The sequence below is a fragment of the Nocardiopsis coralliicola genome, assembly GCF_054779695.1.
This window is the reverse complement of the sequence record NZ_BAAGXT010000002.1, coordinates 178688-199897: the sequence shown is the minus strand read 5'-3', so window position 1 is coordinate 199897 and position 21210 is coordinate 178688. Positions and strand designations below refer to the sequence as shown.

Below are 21210 nucleotides of genomic sequence, written 5' to 3'. Positions count from 1 at the left end.
TCCTCAGTCCAGCGCGCTACGCGCGGCGTCCCGCAGCATCTGCACCATCTCCGGAACCGGCGCCCGCGGGCGCCGGCGGTGCACCACGAAGACCTCCCGGGCGAACCCGGCGTCCCCGAACTCGGGGCCGGCCGGGACCGCCGGCACCCAGCCGCCGGGAGCCGCCGCCCCCAGGATCGTCTGCGGGATCAGCCCGACGCCGAGCCCGGAGCGCACCAGCGCCAGCGTCACCTCGTAGTCGCGGGTCTCGTAGGCCACCCGCAGGTGCACCCCCGCGTCGCGCGCCGCCGCATCCAGCGAGGTGCGGTTGGAGATGCCCGGAGCGCCGCAGATCCAGTCGTCATCGGCCAGGTCGGCCAGGCCGAGCCCGCCGTGCCCGGCCCGGGGATGCCCGGCGGGCAGCACCAGGAGCAGCGGGTCGATGAGGATCTTCTCCCGCCGCAGCCCCGCCGCAGCCGGCAGCGGCGCCCCGGGATAGCGGTGGGTGATCAGCAGGTCGAGGTCGCCGGAGGAGACCAGGCCGTAGCCGTCCGGGGGCTCCACGCCCGACAGCGCGAGGCGCACATCCGGATGGGCGCGCACGAACGCCGAGAGCGCGCTGGGCACCAGGACCTTGCCGGCGCTGGCGAACGCGCCCAGCGTGAGCAGGCGCGGCGACTCCCCGCCGGCCGCGCGCACCGCGGCCTCGGCGTCGCGCAGGTCGCCCAGGACCCGCTCACCGTAGTCGAGCAGCACCCGGCCGGCCTCGGTGAGCCGGACCCCGCTGCGGTGCCGCTCCAGCAGCACGCAGCCGAGCTCGCGCTCGAGTTTGGTGAGCTGCTGGGACAGCGCCGGCGCGGTGAACGACATGCGCTCGGCGGCCGCCGCGATGGAGCCGGAGTGGGCGACCTCGACGAGCACCCGGACCCGGTTCGCGTCCAGCACGCCGCCCCCTCCCCCAGCCGCCCGGGGTTCCCCGGACGGGCGCGACCACCCGTCAGCGCTGCTTAATCATCGTAAGCAGACGTAACTTCACCTTATCCGCACTGGGAGTCACAGTGGTGGCATGACACCGAGCACCGCCGCGCCGCCCCGCACGCCCACGGCGGACGACGTCCGCGCCGCAGCCGACCGCATCGCGCCCTACGCCCGCCGCACCCCGGTCCTGGCAGCCCGGGTCGACGGCCGCCCGCTCCTGCTCAAGCTGGAAACCCTCCAGCTCACCGGCGCCTTCAAGCTCCGCGGTGCCCTCAACGCCCTGCTGGCCGGAGCGCTGCCCGACCGGGTCGTGACGGCCTCGGGCGGCAACCACGGGCTCGGCGTCGCGACCGCTGCGCGCCTGCTCGGCATCCAGGCGTTCGTCTACGTCCCGCAGACCGCCCCGGAGGCGAAGGTCCGGCGGCTGGAAGCCTCCGGCGCCCGCCTCGTGCGGACCGGCGAGCACTATGCCGAAGCCGCCGCCAAGGCAGCGGAGTTCGCACGCACTGAAGGGCTGCGCTACCTGCACGCCTATGACGACGCCGACGTTGTCGCCGGCCAGGGCACGATCGGCCGCGAGATCGCCCAGGACGCCCCGGACTGCGACACCATCGCCGCGGCCGTCGGCGGCGGCGGGCTCGCCGCCGGCATCACCCTCGGTGCCCCGCGCACCCGGGTGATGGCGGTCGAGCCGGTGGGGTGCCCGAGCCTGCACGCCGCCCTCGCCGCCGGCGGGCCGGTCGACACCGACGTGGACTCGGTCGCCTCGTCGGCGCTGGGCGCCTCCCGGATCGGCCGTGTTCCGTTCGAGGTGCTGCGCGCCGCCCCGGACAGCACCGCCCAGGTCACCGATGCCGAGATCACCGCCGCCCGGGACCGCCTCTGGGAGGAGTTCCGGCTCGCCGTCGAACCCGCCGCAGCCGTCCCGTTCGCCGCCTGGCTCGCCGGCCGCGTCCCGGGCGAGCTGCCCTGCCTCGTCATCTGCGGCGCCAACGCCGACTGGGCGCCGAACGACTAAAAGGGCCTCCAGCGCGCAGCGCCGCCGCGGGAACCCGCCGTGGTCCCGCGGCGTCAAGCGCGCCGGCCATCCTCTTCAGGCGGTTTCCCCGGCCCCTCCGCGAGGACCGCATCGACAGCCGTGTAGAGGGTGGCCGTCTCCGCCTGCAGGAGCGAATCCGCGGCGGGCAGCGCCCGCTCCAGTGCCAGGCCGTTGAGGACGGTGTTCAGGAACCGCGCGCGGCGCGCATTGTCTCCGGGGGCCAGAGCGCTCTCGTCGACCAGGACGGCCAGCCAGTACTCGACGCGGCGCTGCCCCTCGCGCTCCATCGCCAGATAGGTCGCACGCAGCTGCTCGGTCGCCTCCGGCGCAATGAACTTCTCGTACAGGATGCGCTGTGCCGCGCGCGCCTCCTCCCCCACTCCGGCCGGGGCCAGGACGCTGCGCAGGCAGCCGGCCAGCCGGTCGCGCGCAGGAATCCCCTGCTCGTGGATGCGGTCATCGGGCACCACCACGTCGTACAGGCGGGTGAGCACTTCGTCCTGCAGCGCCCGCTGCGTCGGGAAGTGGTAGCGCAGCGACCCCGTGCTCACCCCTGCGCGGCCGGCCACCGCCCGCACGCTGAGCTTCGCCCCGGGGGACTCCGCAATCATCTGGATCGCCGCCAGCAGGACTTTGTCGCGGCTGCTGAGCGCGTCGGCGCTATCCGTCACCGTTGGACCTCCTTGTCGCCCCCACCCTACTAGCACACTGTGATAGTTTGCCGATCAGGCGACTAATACAGCGTGTTAGTAACTCAGTGCGACTCGGCCTGCGCGGGCCGGAGACGGAGGAGACATGTTCACCAGGGCACGCCGCCGCCGGGCCATCCGGCGGATCCAGCCCGGCGACGGGCGGCCCCTCCGGCGCTTCCGCTGGTGGCAGCTGATCACCGGCCGGTCGCTCTTCTCCCTCGCTCCCGAACCCGCCGCGGGGCGGCTCGGCACCTACACCGTCGACGTGCGCCACCTGGGCGACGCGAAGCACGGCGAGCCCGCCGCCGACCTCTACCTGGACGGCCGGCGGCACGCCAGCGCCCTGCTGCCCGCCGTGTTCCCGGTCGAGGGCGGCGAGATCGAGGTGGCGATGGGCGGCTTCGGCGTCCGGCGCTGCCACTTCGCCACCGGCGGCGGCGACTACCCGCTCACCCCGGACCCGCGGTCCGGCGAGGGGCGCCGGGCCCGCTTCGACCGCAGCCATCCGGCCGCGAGCCGCCTCATCGGCGCCGCCTCCTGGGTGCTGCTGGCCATCGGCGTCGTGGCCAACCTGCTGGAGGCTGCCGTCCCGCTGTCCCAGATCCCGCCCGTCGCCGAGCGCTTCGGCACCTTCACACCGCCCTTCGACCTGCCTCTCTGGCTGACCATCGCGCTCGGTGCGGGTGCCGCACTGGGCGGTGCCGAGCGGGCGCTGCGACTGCGCTACCACTGGCTGCTCGACGGGGCCGGGGCCTGAACCGCCACCGTGTGCGCGACCGCGCCCGCGCACACCCACGACTGGAATCGGATCTGAACCCATGGACCTCATCCGCCGGCCGCTGGCGCTCATCCGCGCCGACCTGCGCCCCTACCTCTGGATCAGCGCCCTCACCTACGGCGCCGTGCTGTTCGGCATGGCGCTCGGCGTCGCCTTCCCCGACCTGCACGCCGCACGGACCTCGTCGTTCACCGACACCAACGGCGGACTGCTCGAAACGGTGATCGGGAACCCGTGGCTGTTCGGCGCCACCATCCTCGGCGTCAACACGGTCGCGACCGCTCTGCCGCTCATCGTGCTGCCGTCGCTGGCGGTGCCCTTCGCAGGCCTGGCCGTGTTCACCGTCAAGACCATCGATATCGGGATCAACCTGGCACCGGTGGACCGGACCTCGGCGCTGACCCTAATCCCCCACTCGCTCACGATCCTCATCGAATTCCAGGCCTACATCCTGGTGCTGTTCGGCGCCTACCTGCTGGGCCGCGCCTGGCTCCGGCCCGCTGCCGCCGGCGCCCCAACTCGCGGCCGCGGCTACCTCCGCGGCCTGGCCCACCTCGGCCGCCTCGCGGTGCCGGCGTTCGCGCTGTTCGTCATCGGCGCCGTCTACGAGGTGCTCGAGATCTACTTCCTCATCCCGCCGATCCTGGGCCTGTAGACGCAGCCTCCGCCGCATACGCGCTGGACAGCGGGATGCTCCCAGCTCCGGCGCCGGCTCGGAGGCCGGAGCCCGGTGGCGGCCGGAAGGCGCGCCGCCGGGCCCGGGTAGTCTTCCGTGGGCTTGTTCGGCGGGGTGTTCAGGGAGGCCAGGTGGAGGTCGCGCGGCGGGTGGCAGCGGGGGCGGGCCGGGCGGTGTACCGGCCCGCGATCGAGGGGCTGCACCACATCCCGGCGGAGGGGCCGGTACTGCTGGCCAGCAACCACCTGTCGTTCTGCGACAGCGTCGTCATCCCGCTCGCCGTACCCCGGCGGACGCGCTTCCTGGCCAAGGCCGAATACTTCGACGGCCCCGGGGTGAAAGGGCGGCTGTCGAAGGCCGTGTTCTCCACGCTCGGCGCGGTCCCGGTGCGCCGCGACGGCGGCCGGGCCGCGGTGGACGCGCTCGACATCGGGCTGTCCGTCCTCAAAGACGGCGGCGTGTTCGCGATCTATCCGGAGGGCGGCCGCTCCCCCGACGGGCGCCTCTACCGCGGCCGCACCGGGGTCGCCCACCTCGCGCTGACCTCCGGCGCCCCCGTCGTGCCGGTCGGTCTGACCGGCACGGAGGCGGTGCAGCCGATCGGGGCGCGCCTGCCGCGTATCGCCCCGATCACCGTGCGCTTCGGCGCGCCCCTCGACTTCTCCACCGGTTACGGCGGCGGCCGCACCGGACGCGAGCGGCGCCGGGCCACCGACTCCATCATGGCCGCCATCCGCGTCCTCACTGGCCAGGAGGAGGCCGGCGTCTACGTCTCGCAGGCGGTCGAGGGCTGACCGAACCGGCAGAGCCGGTATCCGCCACCCACCAACCGGCCTTTACGACGTAGATTCACAAGGTGGCACGCACCGGCCACCCGTGCGCCTTGCCCGCTGGGGAGCAGCCCAGGGAGACTCCGGCGGTGGACCTCCGGCCCGCCCCCGCCCGCCACCCTCCAGGAGACGCGATGTCCGGCCCTTCCCCCGAGTGGGAGCAGCGCGCAGACGCCCTCTGGGCCTCCGCCGGCGACCTCCCCGGCGCCGAGTTCCGTGCCCGCATGGCGGCGCTGACGGCCGAGATCGCCGACGACCACCCCGGCGTCGCGCACTTCGAGCGCGGCGGCGCCGAGGACTCCACCGGGCGTCCCGAGCAGGCCGCCCGCGAGTACATCGCCGCCCTCGACGCCGGCCTGGACACGCCGCGCCGCCGCAGGATCACCGTGCAGCTGGCCTCGACGCTGCGCAACCTCGGCCGCCCCGACGAGGGCCGCGACCTCATCGAAGCCGAACTCAACCGCGCCGACGCGCCCGACGACGGCTTCGATGACGCGCTGAAGGCCTGCCTCGTCCTCATGCTTGTCGACCTGGGGCGGCCCGCGGAGGCCGCGGGGCTCGCGTTGGAGACGCTCGCACCGCACCTGCCCCGCTACAACCGCTCGATGGCCGCCTACGCCCGCGCCATCGCCGACGGGGCCCGGACTTCCGGCACCTGAAGCGGCCCCCGGGCCGCGGAAAAACGGCGGGCGCACCGGCGGGGACCGGAGTACCGTTGGGCCCATGCAGCTCCTCATGTACCTCTGATGCGCAGCTCCCAGCGCCGCTGCGGCGGCGCGGCCGATCCTGCCCGAATCCAGTCCGTACATCAGGAGTTTCCGCTATGCCCCGCGCCCATATCGCCATGGTCGGCGTGCCCGCCGTCAGCCACGTCCTGCCCAGCCTCGAAGTGATCCGCGAACTGGTCCGCCGCGGCCACCGCGTCACCTACGCCAACGACCCGGTCGGCCGCGTCGGCGAGCTGATCGCCTCCGCCGGCGCCGAGCTCGTCCCGTTCCGCACCACGCTGCCCGTCCGCGAGGGCGACGCGTGGACCGGCGACCCGGTCGAGGGCATGGACATCTTCCTCGACGACGCGATCAGCGTGCTGCCCGTGCTGCGCGAGGCCTACGGCGACGACCGGCCCGACGCGTTCCTCTACGACATCGGCGGTTTCGCGGCCCGCGTCCTCGGCATCGATTGGGACATCCCCGCGATCCAGCTCTCGCCCACTTACGTCGCCTGGAAGGACTACGGCGACCAGGTCATGGCGGCGCTGCGCACGCTGCCGGGGGCGGCCGAGCACTTCGCCAAGTTCGACGCCTGGCTCGCGGCCAACGGCATCACGCACCTCGACCACGCCTCGTTCGCCGGGATGCCCGACCGATCGCTCGCCCTGATCCCCCGCGAACTGCAGCCGTTCGCCGACACCGTCGACACCGGCGTGTTCACCTTCGTCGGCCCCTGCCTCGGCGACCGCGCCGACCAGGGCACCTGGGAGCGGCCGGCCGATGCGGAGCGGGTGGTGCTGGTATCGCTCGGGTCCGCCTACACCGACCGGCCCGAGTTCTACCGCGCCTGCCTGGGGGCGGCGGCCGGCCTGCCGGGCTGGCGCATGGTGCTGCAGGTCGGCGCCGACACCGACACCGGCGCGCTGGGCGAGGTGCCGGACAACGTCGAAATCCACCGCTGGCTGCCGCAGCTCGACGTGCTGCGGAAGGCCGACGTGTTCGTCACCCACGCCGGCATGGGCGGCTCCAGCGAGGGACTGTTCACGGCGACACCGATGATCGCGGTGCCGCAGGCCGTGGACCAGTTCGACAACGCCGACCGGCTCGTCGAGCACGGCGTGGCCCGCCGCATCGACACCGGCGCGGCAACGCCCGAGGTGCTCCGCGACGCGATCCGCGCCATGGCGGAGGACCCGGTCGCCGCCGAGCGCCTCGCCGCCGTCTCCGCCCGCCTCCAGTCCGCCGGCACCGGCTACGCGGCCGACCTGATCGAGGCGGAGCTGCCCAGAACGCGCTGACCTCAGTGCAGAGCGAGGCGGGCCGCCCGTGGGACGGCCCGCCTCATCCTGTTTCCGGTCCGATACGAGCGGGAGGAGGTTGCGCGTCAGCCGGTGGCGGGGATGCGGGCCACGGTGAACCAGAGGCCGGAGGCGGGTCGGGGCAGAGGTCCCCTCCTGGCTCCGGCTCGGTCAGCAAATCCGACTGCGACGCCAGAGCCTGGGCTTTTCGCTGGCTCAGACCGCAGAAGACTTGCCCATCGACGGCAGCATGTTGGGGGCAATTGAACGCGGGCAGCGGCGCTGCAAACCGGACTACGCGCCAGCAATCGACAGGGTCCTTGCATCAGGAACCCTGGTCACTGACTGGACCGCCAGGATGTCTGCGACAACCGGTCTGCCGTCCCAATACGAGACCGTCGGGGAGCTAGAGGAAGCAGCCTCGACCATCCGCGAGTACCAGCTCGGATTTGTGCCCGGCCGGTTGCAGACGTCCGCGTATGCGAGGGCAGTGTTGCGCATCGGCAGCCCCCGTGCCGCAGAGGATGAACTCGATGCGTTCGTGGCCACACACCTTGCGCGACAGGAACTTCTGGCCGGCGCGCGGCGCCCCTTGTACCAGGTGGTGGTCGACGAGACGGTTCTCCGCCGCCCGATCGGCGGCCGTGGGACGATGGGCCCCCAGTTGGCACACCTTGCGGCGATGTCGGCACTTCCGAACATTTCCGTCCAGGTGGTGCCCATGACCACCGAGCGGCACCCAGGATTGAGCGGCTCGTTTGAGCTGTATACGACCTCGGAAGGGCCAGTGGTCTACCTGGAGAGCAGGATTTCCGGAGAGAGCTTCCGGGACACGGCCTCGATCGATGAGTATGAGCAGGCGTTCGGAGATCTCCGGGGTGTCGCCCTCCCCCCAGAAGCCTCGCGGGAGCTGATAGAGACAGTGCAAGGAGAAGCCCAGTGACAGTCCTCCAGAACACCTGGCGCAAGTCCACCTACAGCAATGAAAAGGGTGGAAGCTGCGTCGAAGTCGCCGATACGTCGCGCGGCGCAGCTGTCCGGGATACCCAGAACAGGGACCACGGCCACCTGGCGTTCACCTTCTCCGAGTGGACCGCATTCCTCACCAGCCTCAAGGCCGCGCGCCGCTAGAAGTGTCCGGGAACACGGGGAGGGAGCGCACCTGCGCCCCTTCCCCGTGCCGCCGAAGCGGCCCTTGACACGCGGGGGGCACCGAAGGACCCTTGCCCCTCCCGGAGACGATGCGCGGAGGTGTCCGTACGGTGCACGGCGACACAGCGGGACACGAGGCTTCGGTGGTGCTCGACGGCTACTCGTTCCTGGAGGGGCCGCGCTGGCACGGCGGGCGGCTGTGGCTCTCCGACTTCTACACCGGGCAGGTGGTGGCGGCCGGCGAACAGGGCCCGGTCGAGGTCATGGCCGCCGTGCCGGAGCAGCCCTCCGGGCTAGGGTTCCTGCCGGACGGCCGCGTGCTGATCGTCTCCATGCGCGACCGCCGCATCCTAGTGCGCGCCGAATCGGGGGAGCTCAGCGAGTACGCCGACCTGTCTGCGCAGGCCCCGGGCCTGCTCAACGACCTGATCGTCGACGGCGCCGGGCGCGCCTACGTCGGCAACTTCGGCTTCGACCTCATGGGCGGCGCCCCGATGCGCAGCGCCTCCCTGCTGCGGGTGGATCCGGACGGCACCGTCGCCACGGCAGCCGAGGACCTGGTGTTTCCCAACGGCATGGCGATCCTTCCCGGCGGCGTCCTCCTCGTCGCCGAGACCTTCGGCGGCCGGATCACCGCCTTTGACACCGTCGGCGACGGCACCCTGCACGGCCGGCGCGAGTGGGCCCGGTTCGGCCCGCTGCCCCAGACCGACGACGCCGGCGCCGCCGGTGCGCAGCTCCCGGTCGGGCCGGACGGCATCTGCGCCGACGCCGAGGGCGCGGTGTGGGTGGCCGACGCCCTGCACAACCGCGCCGTCCGGGTCCGCGAGGGCGGTGAGATCACCGACGAGATCCGGCCCGGCACCGGGGTCTTCGCGTGCATGCTCGGGGGCAGCGACGGCCGCACCCTGTACCTGTGCACGGCGCCCTCGTTCGCCGAGCACGAGCGCAGGGCCACCCGCGAAGCCCGGCTGCTCGCCGTCCGGGTCGACGTGCCGCGCGGCGGCCTGCCCTAGAGCCCGTCGTCGAAAGATCTTGCCCGGCGGCGCGGGCGCCAGGCAGGATGTGCCGGTGGGACACCTTCCTGTCGACGTGCGTGCTTCGCTTCGGTTCTTCGCCTTCTACTTGGCCAATGGCACCATCGACGTCGACTTGCTCGACGGGTTTGACTACCGGCCGTCCCTCGTCGAGTCCGGTTCATCGTTGGAGCAGGTATTCGCGATCTATAGCAATGTGCTGGAAGTCGGCGAAGACGGCGAAGTGCTGAACGACGGGAACGCGCAGTACCGCGCCGCACAGTGGATTCGCCACACGTGCGATCCGACTTACCGGGTCGAGCCGCCGTTCCAGGATTGGGAGATCGAACTTCACGGTCCGTGAATCAGGCGACAACCCTCGCGGGACATCATTGGTAGTCAACCCGCCCTTGGGCCGGCGGTCGGAGACGTGGTCGACCAGCGCGACCGGGCCGCCGGGGCCGCACCAGGCGCTTGAGATGCTCCCGGCCCGCGCGGGGTCCTCTCGGCACCGCCCCCGTGGCCGACGCACATGTTGGGTGGCCCGCGGAGGCCGGAGAACGGCAATGAGGGGAGCGCCGAAAAACGCTCCCCTCCATTCTCAACGTATAGCACACCCGGGGGCTTGTGGCAAGACCCCCCTCGTGGTTCACAATCTCCTGCGTGACCAGCACAGATGACGTGAACGCCCGCGCGGAGCCGACCGCTTCGAGCGCCTTCGCCCTGCCCGACCGCCTGTCCGCGAAGCGCACCCCCGCGCTCATCGCCGCCGACGAGCGCCACTTCGCCGCGCTCGCCCAGACCCTCCGGGACACCACCGCCGACCTGTCCGAGCGCCTCGACGCCGCGCGCCGCTCGCGCGGCAACATCCGCGAGGTGGTGGAGCGCGACCAGGAGGTGCGCCGCCTTTCCGGCCGGCTGCGCCTGCTCCGCCGGTTCGGCCTGGACCTGTGCCTGGGCCGGATCGTCTACGCCGACCGGCCCGGCGAACCGGTCTACATCGGCCGCCTCGGCCTCACCGACGGCGCCGGCGGGCGGCTTCTGGTGGACTGGCGCTCCCCCGCCGCCGAGCCGTTCTTCGCCGCCACCCTCGCCGCCCCGCAGGGCCTGGCCAGCCGCCGCCGGTACCGCTGGCGGAGCGGCCAGATCACCGACTACTGGGACGAGTCCTTCACCGGAACCGAGGCCGGCGAGGACGCCGGCTCCAGCGCCGCTCTGGACGACCAGTCGGCCTTCATCGCCTCGCTCGGCGCCGCCCGCTCGCCGCGGATGCGCGACGTGCTCGGCACCATCCAGGCCGACCAGGACGCGGTGATCCGGGCCGGCGCCGAGGGCGCGCTGGTCGTCGACGGCGGTCCGGGCACCGGCAAGACCGTGGTCGCGCTGCACCGCACCGCCCACCTGCTCTACGCCGACCCGCGGCTGCGGCGCAACCGCGGCGGCGTGCTCTTCGTCGGGCCGCACCAGCCCTACCTCGCCTACATCTCCGATGTGCTGCCGAGCCTGGGCGAGGAGGGCGTGCAGACGTGTACGCTGCGCGACCTGGTCCCGGGCGGCGCGGAGGCGCCTGCCGAGACCGACCGGGAGGCGGCGCGGCTGAAGTCGGACGGGCGCATGGCGGATGCGATCGAGCCGGCCGCCCGGTTCTACGAGCGCCCGCCCGAGCAGGCCACCGACGTGTCGACGCCATGGTTCGACCTGCGGATTCGGCCGCGCGACTGGGCCGAGGCGTTCGGCTCCGTCGACGCGACCACCCCGCACAACGAGGCGCGCGAGGAGATCTTCGCCGCGCTGACCGCCATCCTGGCCGACCAGCACGGCAGCGAGGACGTCACCGAGGAGATGCTCGGCGCGGCGCTGCGGCGCGACCGGGAGCTCGTCACCGCGCTGTACCGGGCGTGGCCGCTGCTGGACCCGGCCGACCTGGTCGGCGACCTGTGGACGGTGCCCGCCTACCTGCGGCTGTGCGCGCCCTGGCTCGGTGCCGACGACGTGTCCCGGCTGCAGCGGCCGGATGCGCAGGCGTGGACGGCCGAGGACCTGCCGCTGCTGGACGCGGCGCGCCGCCGGCTGGGCGACCCGGAGTCCGGGCGGCTCCGGCAGCGCCACGCGGCGGCGCTGGCCGCCCAGCGCGAGCGGATGTCGGCCGTGGTGGACGACCTGGTCGCCGCCGACGACGACGGCGAGGGCCTGGTGACGATGCTGCGCGTGGAGGACCTGCGCACCAGTCTGGTCGACGAGGCCGAGCTGCCGGCGGCCGACCCCGACGCGCTCGCCGGGCCGTTCGCGCACATCGTGGTGGACGAGGCCCAGGAGCTGACCGACGCCCAGTGGCGGATGCTGCTGGCGCGGTGCCCGTCGCGCAGCTTCACCGTCGTCGGCGACCGGGCGCAGGCGCGGCACGGTTTCGGCGAACCGTGGCGGGAGCGGTTGGAGCGGGTGGGCTTCGACCGGATCGGACAGGCGTCGCTCACCGTCAATTACCGGACGCCCACCGAGGTGATGGCCGAGGCCGAGCCGGTGATCCGCGCGGCGCTGCCCGATGCCAACGTTCCGCTGTCGGTGCGCTCCACCGGCGTCCCCGTCGAGCACGGAACCGCCGACGGCTTGGTCGCGGTGCTGGACCGCTGGCGCGCCGAGAACGCCGAAGGCACGGCCTGCGTCATCGGTACACCGGAGGCGGTCGCCGGCCTCGACGCCGGGCCCCGCGTGCGGGTGCTGACGCCGTCGCTGGCCAAGGGCCTGGAGTTCGACCTCGTCGTGCTGCTGGCGCCGGCGTCCTTCGGCGGCGGGATCGAAGGCGCTGTGGACCGCTATGTCGCCATGACCCGCTCGACCGGCCACCTGGTGGTCCTCGACGGCTGACCCGGCCGCTGCGCCCGCGCGGCCGCGGCACGCCCGCCACCCCATTCCGGGACCTCCTTCGGAGGTTCTCGGGATGGGGGTTCTTCTGCCTCGGACCGCGGCGCCGCGACCCCCGGAGAATGTCACTGCCGGCGGCTAGAATTTCTCCCATACCAGCCCGCAGAGCAGTCGTTCTGCCCCTTCGGACCGTGCGCACCATCGGGGCGTTCGACAGATTCTGCGCGCTCCGAGGAATCCAGCGAACGGGAAGCGCGATCACCACACCGCAGTTGGCACTCTCCCCCATGCACGTGCCGTATCAGCGCAGCACACGGCGGCCTGGCGGCCCGCCGACCCCGCCGCGAGAGAAGGGGTGGCTGAACCGATCGAAACGCCGCGACCACCATTCCGATCCTGACATGCAGCGGAATCCTGAGCGCCCAGGGCGCCCCAACCCGATGCGCGCAGAAAACACCGCTGAATTCATCGCCCTGCTCAATCATTACCGGGAGTGGTCTGGCCTTTCCCTCGGGGACATAGAGCTCTATTCCGGTGGAATGCTGAACCGCGCGGGGATCCAGGAAACGCTGCACGACCGCGATAGCCTGCCGCGCAGGATCTTCGTCCTCGCGTTCGTCAGCGCCTGCGGCGCCGACTCCGCCGAGGTCGCGCGCTGGTCGGCCGTCCACCGCCGGCTCCGCAGTACCGAGCAGGGAGCCGATCCGGAGACCCCTGAACAGGCCGTCGCCCGCCTGACCGGCCAGCGTCCGCCACCCGGCTGACACCACGCGGGCCGGCCGCCCTTCGGCCGCGGCAACGCCGCCGCGCGCCCGCACGGCCGTGCGGGCGCGCGGCGCTGGTGCTGGATCACCGGCCGGTTCGAGGCGTGGTTCAGCGGACCCCAGCGCGCAGGCAGGGGGCCGCACGCCGATGGACGACCGCAGGGCGCTCGGACCACTGGGCCCGTTCCCGGTGCACGAACGGTCCCCAGCCGCCACTGTCCGTATGCGGCCACCCCCGCCCCGGGCCCCGGTGCTCTCCGTGCACCGCACACCCGTGCCGCTCGGCCGCTGCGGAAGGCCTGCCGCGCTTCGGTGCAGGGCGGACCGGGCCGTATGGATCCCGGAGACGGGGGTAGGGCGCCCTGGAGTCGAGCGCCTCGCGCACCGAGCCCGCGCCATCCGGCCCGCACCCCCAGGAGTCCAGACGATGTCCCCGACCCCCGCCCCCCTCTGGGCGACCGATCCGCCCGCAATCGGCGCCTACCGCCTCATCGGCCGCCTCGGAGCGGGCGGCCAGGGAACGGTCTTTCTCGCGGAGCCGGAGTACGGCGGCCCGCGGGTCGCCATCAAGCGGTTGAGCGCTGAAGCGCTGGACGACCCCCGCGTCCGGCCGCGCTTCGCCCGGGAAGCCGAAGCTGCCCGGCAGGTCGCCTCCTTCTGCACGGCAGCCGTGCTCACGGCCGACTTCGAGTCGCAACCCCCCTACATCGTCAGCGAGTACGTCGAGGGCCCCTCCCTGCAGCAGCGCATCCGCCAGGACGGCCCGATGGCCGGGGACGACCTCACCCGGCTGGCCGTAGCCACGGTGACCGCGCTGGTGGCGATCCACGAGGCCGGCATCGTCCACCGCGACTTCAAACCCGGCAACGTCCTGCTCGGCACCGGGGGCGCGCGGGTCATCGACTTCGGTATCGCCCAGATCACCGACGGCACCGGGACCCGGACCGATTCCATCAGCGGAACCCCCGCCTTCATGGCGCCCGAGCAGATCGCGGGCAGCCCGGCAGCGACGGCCGCAGACGTCTTCGCCTGGGGTGCGGTGATCGCCTACGCCGCGACCGGCGCCTCGCCTTTCGCCGCCGGGAGTGTTCCCGCCGTGCTGCACCGGGTCCTGCACGCCGAGCCCGACACGGGCCCGCTCCCCGAGCCCCTCAGGACCCTGGTCCCCGCGGCCCTGGCGAAGGACGCCGAAGTGCGTCCCGCTGCGGTCGACCTGCTCATGGCCCTGCTTGGCCGCTCCGGCGCCTCCAGCGACGCGGCCAGCCTCGACCAGGCCCTGCACGATGCCGAGACCGTCCTGCTCGACGGCGCGGCAACAACGCTGCCCGCACCTCCGGCTGCGGAGTCCCGCCCCGGCCCCACCGGTGCCCCCGCTCGGCGGTCCCGGTGGCTTCTCGGACTCGGAGCCGCCGCAGTCGCTGCCCTGCTCGTGGCGGCCGGAGCGTTCTTCGCGGATGCGTGGCCCCCGGGCGGCGGAGCGGACCAGCCGGGAGGCAGCGCGGGAGCCGGAGCCGGGGTCGCCCGGTTCACCGAGGAGGAGGCCGGGGACTGGGAGGGCGTGGCTGAAACCGGCACCCTCATCGAGATCAGCATCGCCGCCGGCGAGCGGACCGCCGATATCGAAGCCGACGGAGACGGGTGCTCGACCGAGGCCAAGCTGGTCAGCAGTACCGACAGCGGCTACCGCGCGAACATCGCCTTGGGAGGGCTGGAACCCGCCTCGTGTGTGAGCAGCACCTTCTACGAGATCAGCGACCAGGCGGAGATGGCGTTCGACGGGGACACGCTGACCATCGGCTTCTTCGAAGCCGATACCGGGTCCGAGCCCCGAACCACGGTCGCCCTGGCCCGGGTGGACGGCTGACGGCCCACTGCGATGGCGGGCTCACCCTGCCGGCCCCGGCACCGCAAGGCGCCTCGGCGAACCGCCCTCAGCGCCGGACCGGACACGTGAGGACAGCGGCCCGCCCCGGAAACGCCGGCGGCGCCGCTCCCGCGAGCAGGAGCGGCGCCGCTGCAGAGCCGAGCGCCGGCGGCAGGGCTCTCTCCTTCCCCGCCTCCGGCAGGCACTCGGCACAGGGCCCGGATCGAGGGTCCCTCTGCGGTCTGTCCGTAACCCCCATTCGAGGAATCTCCTTAGGAGGTTCCTCGATGAAGTTCATGCGGCGGACCGACCCGGGACGTTCCTAACCGAAAAGCCGCTTCTCTAACATGCCGAGACTGCACCGAACCGATTCCGGTCGGCGATGGACGCCTCGGGACGGCCCTGGACGGTTCCGGACGGTCGCGGACGCGCACGGACCAGCCCAGCCCTCCGTGAAATCCCGCTGCAGCAAAAAGTGCCCATCGGACATTCGAGTCTCCAGACCCGCATCGGTCGAACTCGACACGAATTCCCCTCCGGGAATCTGTGTGAACGGGTAGCGTTCCCGAACACACGCCCCGCCCTTCGGCGTCCTCGGGAACCTCTCTCCCTCACGTTTCGGAGCGACCTGAACGGCGGCGTATTTCCGGATCGAGAAACGAGACTTCAAATTATGGAACCACTGGCATTGACCCTCAGATTCACTCCGTCTCCCCTCCGTACGCGCCTGATCGCCCTGGTCCTCATCGCCCTCGCCGGCTGGGCCCTGATCGGGGCCGGCTACGACCCGGCCGTCACGGCGCTGGCTGTGCCCCTCGTGCTGGCCGCTGTGGCCGATCCGCTGCGCCGCCTGCTCCCCCTGAGCCCCGAGGAGGGGTCCCGATGAGCGCGACCGACCTGCTCGAACCCACCGGTCCCCGAACGTCGCTGCGTCCCGCCGCGCCCACCGTGTACCGGGCCGCGCCCGGTGCCGCGCCGCATGAAGTCCAGCGCGGCATCGACGGGCAGCTCTACGGCTGGGTGCGCGTGGCGCCCGTCTCCCGCGAAGTGCACGCCGCCGAATCCCCCGCGGGGGGCGGGGACGAGCCGCCAAGACCGAGGCGGGGCAAGAGCTCCCCGGAGACGGGAAAGCAGGGCCGGCGGAGCCGGGCGGGGCGCAAGGCGCGGTACTCGGTGCCCGACCTGGACGGGTACGACGAGCGTCCGGACCCGATGAACGCGAAGAACACCGCCGAATTCATCGGGATGCTCGACCAGTACCGGACGTGGGCCGACCTCTCCTTTCGCGACGTGGAGTTCTATTCCGATGGGAAGTTGAGCCGGTCCACGGTCCAGGCCGCCCTGAAGAGGAACGACCGCCTCCCGCACCACCGTTTCGTCATGGATTTCGTCCATACCTGCAGCGCCGACGACAGTGAACTCCAGCGCTGGTCGACGGCCTACCGGCGGCTGCGCACGGCCGAGAAGCGGGCGGCCGGCGCGGAGAGCACCGAGGACGCCGTCGAGCGCCTGACCGGCGAGCGGCCGCCAGCGGACGGCTGAGGACCGGCACTGCCGCACCACTGCCACGGCGGCGGTGCCACGACGGCGGCCGCCCGTCCCTCCCCTCGTCCGGGGTGGGGCGGACGGCCGCTGCGCTGATCGGGTTCCGGTCAGCCGCGGGGGCAGCGCCTCGGCCCAGTGGAGAAGAGCTTCCTGCGATAAGCACCGCAGGCGTACCCCCGCCTCGGCGCAGGCGCTCCCGGTCAGAGCAGAGCCAGCAGGCTCGGGGTGTAGAGCGCCCTGGCGGACTTGATTCCGGCAACGATGTCGAAGTAGGTGGCGGTGAGCTCGGGATCCGCCTCCACCGCACGCAGCAGCGACAGCCGCTGCTCGTGGACTTCCAGTCGTGCTACGCCCAGGGTGGCGCGGTAGCCCTCGGCCAGCGACCTGTCCCGCTCCTCGGCGTAGCCGCGCAGCGCCGCGTCGAGCCGCTGCGGATCGCCGAGGCCGCCGCCCACGTGCCGCACCAGGGACTCCGCCTGGAGGAAGGCATCGCTGATGCCGCGCGCCGTGATGGAGTCCTTGTGATGCCCGGCATCACCCACCAGCGCCCAGCCGGGGCCGCTCGCCTGCCGGAAGAAGTTCTGCTGGTTGCCGGTGCCGCGCAGGCGCTCGGGGCGGCTCTTGCCGTTGAGCCGGTCGAACAGCGAGGGGACGGTGCTGCGGATCCGATCCAGGTACGCACGCTCGGCATCGGTGCGCACATCGGCGAAGCGGGACTGCGGGAAGTAGGCCAGCACGAGGGTCGCACCGTCGTTGGTCGGTACCGCAGCCACCCAGCTCCTCGGCCCCTCGTACAGCTCGAACCGCGCCGGGACGTCCTGCCAGTACGTGTAGTAGGCGCAGGTCAACCGCTCATCCCAGGCGGTGTAGCGCGCTCCGCAGAGTCTGGCGACCGTGGAGCGCATCCCGTCGGCTCCGATCACGAGACCGGCCCGCTCGGTGAGGCGCCGGCCGCCGTGCGTCCCCTCGACGCCGACGACCCGTCCGGAGCGGTCCCGCACCAGGCCGCGCACCGAGCAGTTGCCGCGGAACTCGGCGCCGGCCCCGACCGCGCCCTCCACCAGGATGGTGTCGAGGACGTGGCGGCGGGGTGCGTAACCGGCGCGCTGGCCTCCCGTGCCGCGGCTGCAGCCTTCGAGGCGGACGTCGGCGACCTGGTAGACCGCCTGGTCCAGCGGCGGGCAACCGGAGGCGTGGACCCGGTCGAGCAGGCCCCACCGGTCGAGCGCCGCGACTCCGGGTTGGTGGATGACGTGGGTGGACAGGGTGTCGGAGGGGAACTCCGCCCGGTCGAGCAGGAGGACCCGGTACCCGGCTCGGGCGAGCAGCAGAGCCGTGGGGGATCCCGCGCACCGCGCCCCGACAACGATTGCGTCATACATGGGAAGAACCTCACAGACGGTCAGTGCGCGGTGCCGAGCGCGGCGGCCAGGGCGCGGCGGTCGATCTTGCCGTTCGCGTTGAGGGGCAGCTCGGCGAGGCGGGTGATCCGGCGGGGGACCATGTAGGGCGGCAGGTGTTCGGAGAGAGCGGTGTACATCGCCCCGGTGTCGGCACCGGGTGCGGTGGTGACCGCGGCCTCCAGCTCGGTCTCTCCGTCGGGGCCTCCGACCGCCACGACGGTCGCGTCGCGCACGCCGGACTGCTGCCTGAGCCGCGCTTCGATCTCCCCGAGCTCGATCCTGTAGCCCCGCACCTTGACCTGGTCGTCCAACCGTCCGAGATGCACGAGCCCGCCATGGTGCACCGCAGCACGGTCCCCGGTGCGGTACCAGTGCTCGTCGGTCAGCGGCGCCGGTGCGGTGTAGGTGTGCACCGCACCGTTCTCGCCGAGCCGCACGAAGCGGCCGTCGTTGTCCGCCGGATCCAGGTAGCCGGGAAACCGCTGCGGGCCCCGGATGCAGAGCTCGCCGCTGGTTCCCGGCACACCGTGCTCGTCCACCAGGAGAAACTCCAAGGACGGATAGACCGGGCCGATCGGCACCGTTCCGTTAGCCGTCTCCGGCCAGTCCTCAACCGCGCGCGGAAGCCGGTAGCCGGCGCACGAGACGGTGACCTCGGTCGGGCCGTAGAGGTTCTCCAGCGAGCTGGACGGGGCGGCTGCCTGCCACGCCCGGGCCAGGGTCTGCGGCAGCGGTTCGCCCCCGAATGCGCTCCAGCGCAGCGTCGGCATGCTGCCGGGCGCCAGTGTGCCCAGGCGCTGCGCGAACGACGCCAGCGACGGCACCGAGAACCAGTGGGTGAGCCGGGCGGCGTTGATGAACTTCACCGGCGCCAGGAGCTGGCTGCGCCGCGGCACCACCAGCGTTCCTCCGCCGCCCCAGGCGACGAACATGTCGTGCACCGAGACGTCGAAGGTCAGGTCGAAGGTCTGCGACATCCGGCAGCTCGGGTCGATCCCGTAGCGGGACAGCAGGGTGGACAGGTAGGAGCCGATGTTGCGGTGCAGGACCGGCACCCCCTTGGGAGCTCCGGTGGACCCGGAGGTGAAGAGGATGTAGGCGGTGTCCTCAGGCGTGGCCGGGCACGGCGGCAGCTCCGCGGGAGGCCCGGCCCCCGGAGCCGCCAGGTCCTCAGGCCCGACCACGTGCAGCGACTCCCCCAGTTCGGAGCCGGCGGCCCCGGGGATGTCGGTGGCGACCAGGTCCACCTGTGCGGCAGCGGCCACCGCGGCGTTGCGCGCGACCGGGAATTTGGGGTTGAGCGGCACGACCGCTGCGCCGGTGCGCAGCACGGCGAGGTAGCCGGCGTAGGCGAACACGGAGCGCTCGGCCAGCAGCCCGACCCGGCTGGGTGGGACCGCGCCGTTGGCGGCCACCAGCTGGGCCGCGATCCGCTCCGCCCGGTGCTGCAGTTGGCGGTAGGTCAGCTTCTCGTCGCCGAGCTCCAGTGCTGAGCAGTCGCCGTACCGGCCGGCCGAGCGGGCGAACCATCCGTACAGGGTGCGGGGGGTGCCGTTCATGCCGCCGCCACCTCCATCCCGTCGAACCATTGCCGGAATGCGCTCACCGTGCGCAGTTCCGCCAGGTCTTCGAGGTCCACCTCGTATCCGTGGTCGCGGGAGAGCGCCACGATGATCCGCAGCAGCGCAAGCGAGTCGATCCCGATGTCGGAGAGTGCGGAGTCCTCCGCGTAGGCGGCGCGTGCGTGCTGGCGCAGCACCGCGTCGACGGGGCTGTCGGCCTGCTCCTCCCCGGTCTGCTCGCCCATCCAGTAGCGCTTCAACCGCCAGGGGTGGCCGGGCAGCGGGACGTAGGCGGCGTGCGGCCCGAACTCCGCGTCCCAGTCCACCTCGAGCCCGTCGCGGTACCGCTGGGCGGCGATCGGCAGCACCGGAGGCCCCGCCTGCGCCCGCGCTGTCCCGCGGGCGCCGCGCCCGAAGGCGCGCAGCGCGGCGGCCATCTGCTCGTGCGAGGCCGCTACCACGGCCGACCGGTGCCCATGGTGGTGCCGGCGGGTCGCCGCGCTGTAGCAGATGTCCCGGAGGGAGAACCCGGATCCCGCTCCCCCGGGCTCGAGGTAGGCGGCGTAGGCATGCGCCAGGTCCTGGAGCGCCTGCGGTGTCCGCGCCGACAGGGGCAGCACGTAGGCCGCGTCCTGCCCGCCCGGCCGCTCCGGCCGGCGGCCGGCGGTGTGGGCCTGGCCCTGGCCGACCACGACGTGGGCGTTCAGGCAGGACATGCCCTGGGCGGTGACCCCCGCGATGAGCGGTCGGCCGCGGCGCGGCAGATCCTGCAGACCGGTCGGCACCGACAGGGGCGCGCGGTCCCAGTCGAGGGCCGGGTTCGGGGTGTCGAAGTGCAGGCTGGCCGGCACCTGGCCGCGCTCCAGGCACAGCACTGCCTTGATCAGTCCGGTGATCCCGGCGGCGGCCTGCGAGTGGCCGATGTTCGCCTTGACCGATCCGACGAAGCACGGCCGGTCCGCCGGCCGGCCTTCACCGAGGACCTCGCTGAGCGCGGTGAGCTCGACGGCGTCCTCGCCCGCGGAGGCCGCTCCGTGCGCCTCCACGAAGTCCACCTCGGCCGGGTCGACGCCCGCGTCGTCATAGGCGGCCCGGAGCACCCCGGTCTGTCCCGCCACCGAGGGCGCCATCAGGGATTCGCTGCTGCAGCCGTCATTGCCGACGGCGCTGCCCAGGATCACCGCGCGGACCCGGTCGCCGTCGGCGACGGCGTCGGCCAGCGGCTTGAGGACGACGACCCCCACGCCGTCGCTCGGTGCGTAGCCGTCCGCGGCTGCGTCGGCGAACCTGCTCCGCCCGTCGCTGCTGAGCGTTCCCGCCTTCGCCATCAGGACCGACTCGTCCGGTACGAGCTTGAGGTTGACTCCCGCCGCGACCGCCAGCGGCACCTCGCCCGCACGCAGGCTCTGAACCGCCAGATGGACGGCCACCAGCGAGGACGAGCAGGCGGAGTCCACCAGCACGCTCGGCCCGCGGAAATCGAAGATGTGCGACAGCCGTCCGGGGAGCAGCGACCGGTAGTTGTTCATGACCGTCGGGGACAGTCCCTGCCGGCGCTGCAGGTCCAGGTAGTCGCTCTGGGCGTTGCCGACGAAGGTCCCGGTCCTGCTGCCCGCCAGCGCGCCGGCGGGCTGGCCCGCGTTCTCCAGGGCCTCCCACACCGACATCATGAGCAGCCGCTGTTGCGGATCCAGCTCGGCGGCCTCGGTGGGCGAGAAGTTGAAGAACTCCGCGTCGAACTCCGCAACGCCGTCCAGATATCCGGCCCGGTGGGCGCCGGCCGCCCCGGCAGCGGAGTCCGCGCAGGACGGCTCGCCCGCGTAGCGCTCGCGGGGCGTCTCACTCGTGGCGTCGACTCCGTCGCGCAGCAGCTCCCAGAGTCCGTCGGAACCGGTTCGCCCCGGGAACCGTCCGGCCACGCCGATAATGGCAATCGCCCGCTCTTCCGACCTCGATGACCTCGGCATCGCAACCCCTCCCAGAAAGATGTGCCAAGCGTTCATTCACCGGGTCGGATATGAGGCTTCGGCTTCTGGTTCGTGGCCCGATCCGGACGCAAACA

20 protein-coding genes and 1 pseudogene are annotated in these 21210 nt (G+C 72.6%); 16 read left to right on the top strand and 5 right to left on the bottom strand.

Translation table 11 applies throughout. The features are described 5' to 3' along the window. Positions 1 to 3 precede the first annotated feature (3 nt). Positions 4 to 924, bottom strand: a complete 921-nt coding sequence (locus tag ACYVGT_RS03000; RefSeq protein WP_460854804.1) for a LysR family transcriptional regulator — start codon at positions 922 to 924, stop codon at positions 4 to 6. Positions 925 to 1045: 121 nt separating this feature from the next. On the opposite strand from ACYVGT_RS03000, the gene ACYVGT_RS02995 reads away from it, so the two are divergent. Then, entirely contained in the window at positions 1046 to 1975 is a 930-nt protein-coding gene (locus ACYVGT_RS02995; RefSeq protein WP_460854803.1) for a serine/threonine dehydratase, read from the top strand. Between the two features lie 53 nt (positions 1976 to 2028). Here ACYVGT_RS02995 and ACYVGT_RS02990 read toward each other — a convergent pair whose 3' ends face one another. Further along, the gene (locus ACYVGT_RS02990; RefSeq protein WP_460854802.1) at positions 2029 to 2667 is read right to left on the bottom strand and encodes a TetR/AcrR family transcriptional regulator; all 639 of its coding nucleotides are present in this window, start codon (positions 2665 to 2667) and stop codon (positions 2029 to 2031) included. A 124-nt stretch (positions 2668 to 2791) separates the two neighbouring features. On the opposite strand from ACYVGT_RS02990, the gene ACYVGT_RS02985 reads away from it, so the two are divergent. The 15 genes and pseudogenes from ACYVGT_RS02985 (at position 2792) to ACYVGT_RS02915 (ending at position 16180) form a co-directional block, all read left to right on the top strand. Then, the gene (locus ACYVGT_RS02985) at positions 2792 to 3445 is read left to right on the top strand and encodes a hypothetical protein (protein WP_460854801.1); all 654 of its coding nucleotides are present in this window, start codon (positions 2792 to 2794) and stop codon (positions 3443 to 3445) included. A 61-nt stretch (positions 3446 to 3506) separates the two neighbouring features. Beyond that, complete coding sequence (locus ACYVGT_RS02980; RefSeq protein ID WP_460854800.1) at positions 3507 to 4121, top strand: stage II sporulation protein M; 615 nt, start codon at positions 3507 to 3509, stop codon at positions 4119 to 4121. A gap of 152 nt (positions 4122 to 4273) precedes the next feature. Then, positions 4274 to 4936: a lysophospholipid acyltransferase family protein gene (locus ACYVGT_RS02975; protein ID WP_460854799.1), complete on the top strand. Its 663-nt coding sequence runs from the start codon at positions 4274 to 4276 to the stop codon at positions 4934 to 4936. Positions 4937 to 5106: 170 nt separating this feature from the next. Beyond that, positions 5107 to 5631, top strand: coding sequence for a tetratricopeptide repeat protein (locus ACYVGT_RS02970; RefSeq protein ID WP_460854798.1), 525 nt, complete (start codon positions 5107 to 5109; stop codon positions 5629 to 5631). 164 nt (positions 5632 to 5795) lie between these two features. Then, on the top strand, positions 5796 to 6980 hold the full coding sequence (locus ACYVGT_RS02965) for a macrolide family glycosyltransferase (protein ID WP_460854797.1): 1185 nt from the start codon (positions 5796 to 5798) through the stop codon (positions 6978 to 6980). A 175-nt stretch (positions 6981 to 7155) separates the two neighbouring features. Continuing rightward, a pseudogene (locus ACYVGT_RS02960) lies at positions 7156 to 7293 on the top strand (helix-turn-helix domain-containing protein); the annotation flags it as partial. A gap of 45 nt (positions 7294 to 7338) precedes the next feature. After that, complete coding sequence (locus ACYVGT_RS02955; RefSeq protein ID WP_460854892.1) at positions 7339 to 7923, top strand: DUF5753 domain-containing protein; 585 nt, start codon at positions 7339 to 7341, stop codon at positions 7921 to 7923. Next, positions 7920 to 8111 carry a DUF397 domain-containing protein gene (locus tag ACYVGT_RS02950; RefSeq protein WP_460854796.1) on the top strand — a complete coding sequence of 64 codons (192 nt, stop codon included), beginning with the start codon at positions 7920 to 7922 and terminating at the stop codon, positions 8109 to 8111. Before ACYVGT_RS02955 ends, ACYVGT_RS02950 begins: the two co-directional genes overlap by 4 nt. A gap of 131 nt (positions 8112 to 8242) precedes the next feature. Then, positions 8243 to 9148 carry an SMP-30/gluconolactonase/LRE family protein gene (locus ACYVGT_RS02945; protein ID WP_460854795.1) on the top strand — a complete coding sequence of 302 codons (906 nt, stop codon included), beginning with the start codon at positions 8243 to 8245 and terminating at the stop codon, positions 9146 to 9148. Positions 9149 to 9203: 55 nt separating this feature from the next. After that, positions 9204 to 9512, top strand: coding sequence for a DUF7677 family protein (locus ACYVGT_RS02940; RefSeq protein ID WP_460854794.1), 309 nt, complete (start codon positions 9204 to 9206; stop codon positions 9510 to 9512). 299 nt (positions 9513 to 9811) lie between these two features. Continuing rightward, complete coding sequence (helR, locus tag ACYVGT_RS02935; protein WP_460854793.1) at positions 9812 to 12013, top strand: RNA polymerase recycling motor ATPase HelR; 2202 nt, start codon at positions 9812 to 9814, stop codon at positions 12011 to 12013. 188 nt (positions 12014 to 12201) lie between these two features. Then, positions 12202 to 12774 (top strand): hypothetical protein, encoded by a 573-nt coding sequence (locus ACYVGT_RS02930; protein ID WP_460854792.1) that lies wholly within the window; start codon positions 12202 to 12204, stop codon positions 12772 to 12774. A gap of 427 nt (positions 12775 to 13201) precedes the next feature. Further along, positions 13202 to 14638, top strand: a complete 1437-nt coding sequence (locus ACYVGT_RS02925; RefSeq protein ID WP_460854791.1) for a serine/threonine-protein kinase — start codon at positions 13202 to 13204, stop codon at positions 14636 to 14638. A 673-nt stretch (positions 14639 to 15311) separates the two neighbouring features. Beyond that, on the top strand, positions 15312 to 15524 hold the full coding sequence (locus ACYVGT_RS02920) for a hypothetical protein (protein ID WP_460854790.1): 213 nt from the start codon (positions 15312 to 15314) through the stop codon (positions 15522 to 15524). Beyond that, positions 15521 to 16180: a hypothetical protein gene (locus tag ACYVGT_RS02915; protein ID WP_460854789.1), complete on the top strand. Its 660-nt coding sequence runs from the start codon at positions 15521 to 15523 to the stop codon at positions 16178 to 16180. Before ACYVGT_RS02920 ends, ACYVGT_RS02915 begins: the two co-directional genes overlap by 4 nt. Before the next feature lie 203 nt (positions 16181 to 16383). On the opposite strand, the gene ACYVGT_RS02910 is transcribed toward ACYVGT_RS02915, so the two are convergent. Genes ACYVGT_RS02910 through ACYVGT_RS02900 form a run of 3 tightly spaced genes read right to left on the bottom strand, consistent with a single transcriptional unit; the run spans position 16384 to position 21115 of the window. Then, the gene (locus tag ACYVGT_RS02910) at positions 16384 to 17565 is read right to left on the bottom strand and encodes an FAD-dependent oxidoreductase (RefSeq protein ID WP_460854788.1); all 1182 of its coding nucleotides are present in this window, start codon (positions 17563 to 17565) and stop codon (positions 16384 to 16386) included. Between the two features lie 20 nt (positions 17566 to 17585). Beyond that, on the bottom strand, positions 17586 to 19145 hold the full coding sequence (locus tag ACYVGT_RS02905; RefSeq protein WP_460854787.1) for an amino acid adenylation domain-containing protein: 1560 nt from the start codon (positions 19143 to 19145) through the stop codon (positions 17586 to 17588). Next, positions 19142 to 21115: a beta-ketoacyl synthase N-terminal-like domain-containing protein gene (locus tag ACYVGT_RS02900; RefSeq protein WP_460854786.1), complete on the bottom strand. Its 1974-nt coding sequence runs from the start codon at positions 21113 to 21115 to the stop codon at positions 19142 to 19144. Before ACYVGT_RS02900 ends, ACYVGT_RS02905 begins: the two co-directional genes overlap by 4 nt. Between the last annotated feature and the right edge of the window lie 95 nt (positions 21116 to 21210).

Bases quoted from the DNA above. Each gene is read 5' to 3' on its own strand.
- ACYVGT_RS02995 (WP_460854803.1), top strand. From the start codon at position 1,046: ATGACACCGAGCACCGCCGCGCCGCCCCGCACGCCCACGGCGGACGAC.
- ACYVGT_RS02985 (WP_460854801.1), top strand. From the start codon at position 2,792: ATGTTCACCAGGGCACGCCGCCGCCGGGCCATCCGGCGGATCCAGCCC.
- ACYVGT_RS02980 (WP_460854800.1), top strand. From the start codon at position 3,507: ATGGACCTCATCCGCCGGCCGCTGGCGCTCATCCGCGCCGACCTGCGC.
- ACYVGT_RS02970 (WP_460854798.1), top strand. From the start codon at position 5,107: ATGTCCGGCCCTTCCCCCGAGTGGGAGCAGCGCGCAGACGCCCTCTGG.
- ACYVGT_RS02965 (WP_460854797.1), top strand. From the start codon at position 5,796: ATGCCCCGCGCCCATATCGCCATGGTCGGCGTGCCCGCCGTCAGCCAC.
- ACYVGT_RS02955 (WP_460854892.1), top strand. From the start codon at position 7,339: ATGTCTGCGACAACCGGTCTGCCGTCCCAATACGAGACCGTCGGGGAG.
- ACYVGT_RS02925 (WP_460854791.1), top strand. From the start codon at position 13,202: ATGTCCCCGACCCCCGCCCCCCTCTGGGCGACCGATCCGCCCGCAATC.
- ACYVGT_RS02920 (WP_460854790.1), top strand. From the start codon at position 15,312: ATGGAACCACTGGCATTGACCCTCAGATTCACTCCGTCTCCCCTCCGT.
- ACYVGT_RS02915 (WP_460854789.1), top strand. From the start codon at position 15,521: ATGAGCGCGACCGACCTGCTCGAACCCACCGGTCCCCGAACGTCGCTG.
- ACYVGT_RS02910 (WP_460854788.1), bottom strand. From the start codon at position 17,565: ATGTATGACGCAATCGTTGTCGGGGCGCGGTGCGCGGGATCCCCCACG.
- ACYVGT_RS02905 (WP_460854787.1), bottom strand. From the start codon at position 19,145: ATGAACGGCACCCCCCGCACCCTGTACGGATGGTTCGCCCGCTCGGCC.
- ACYVGT_RS02900 (WP_460854786.1), bottom strand. From the start codon at position 21,115: ATGCCGAGGTCATCGAGGTCGGAAGAGCGGGCGATTGCCATTATCGGC.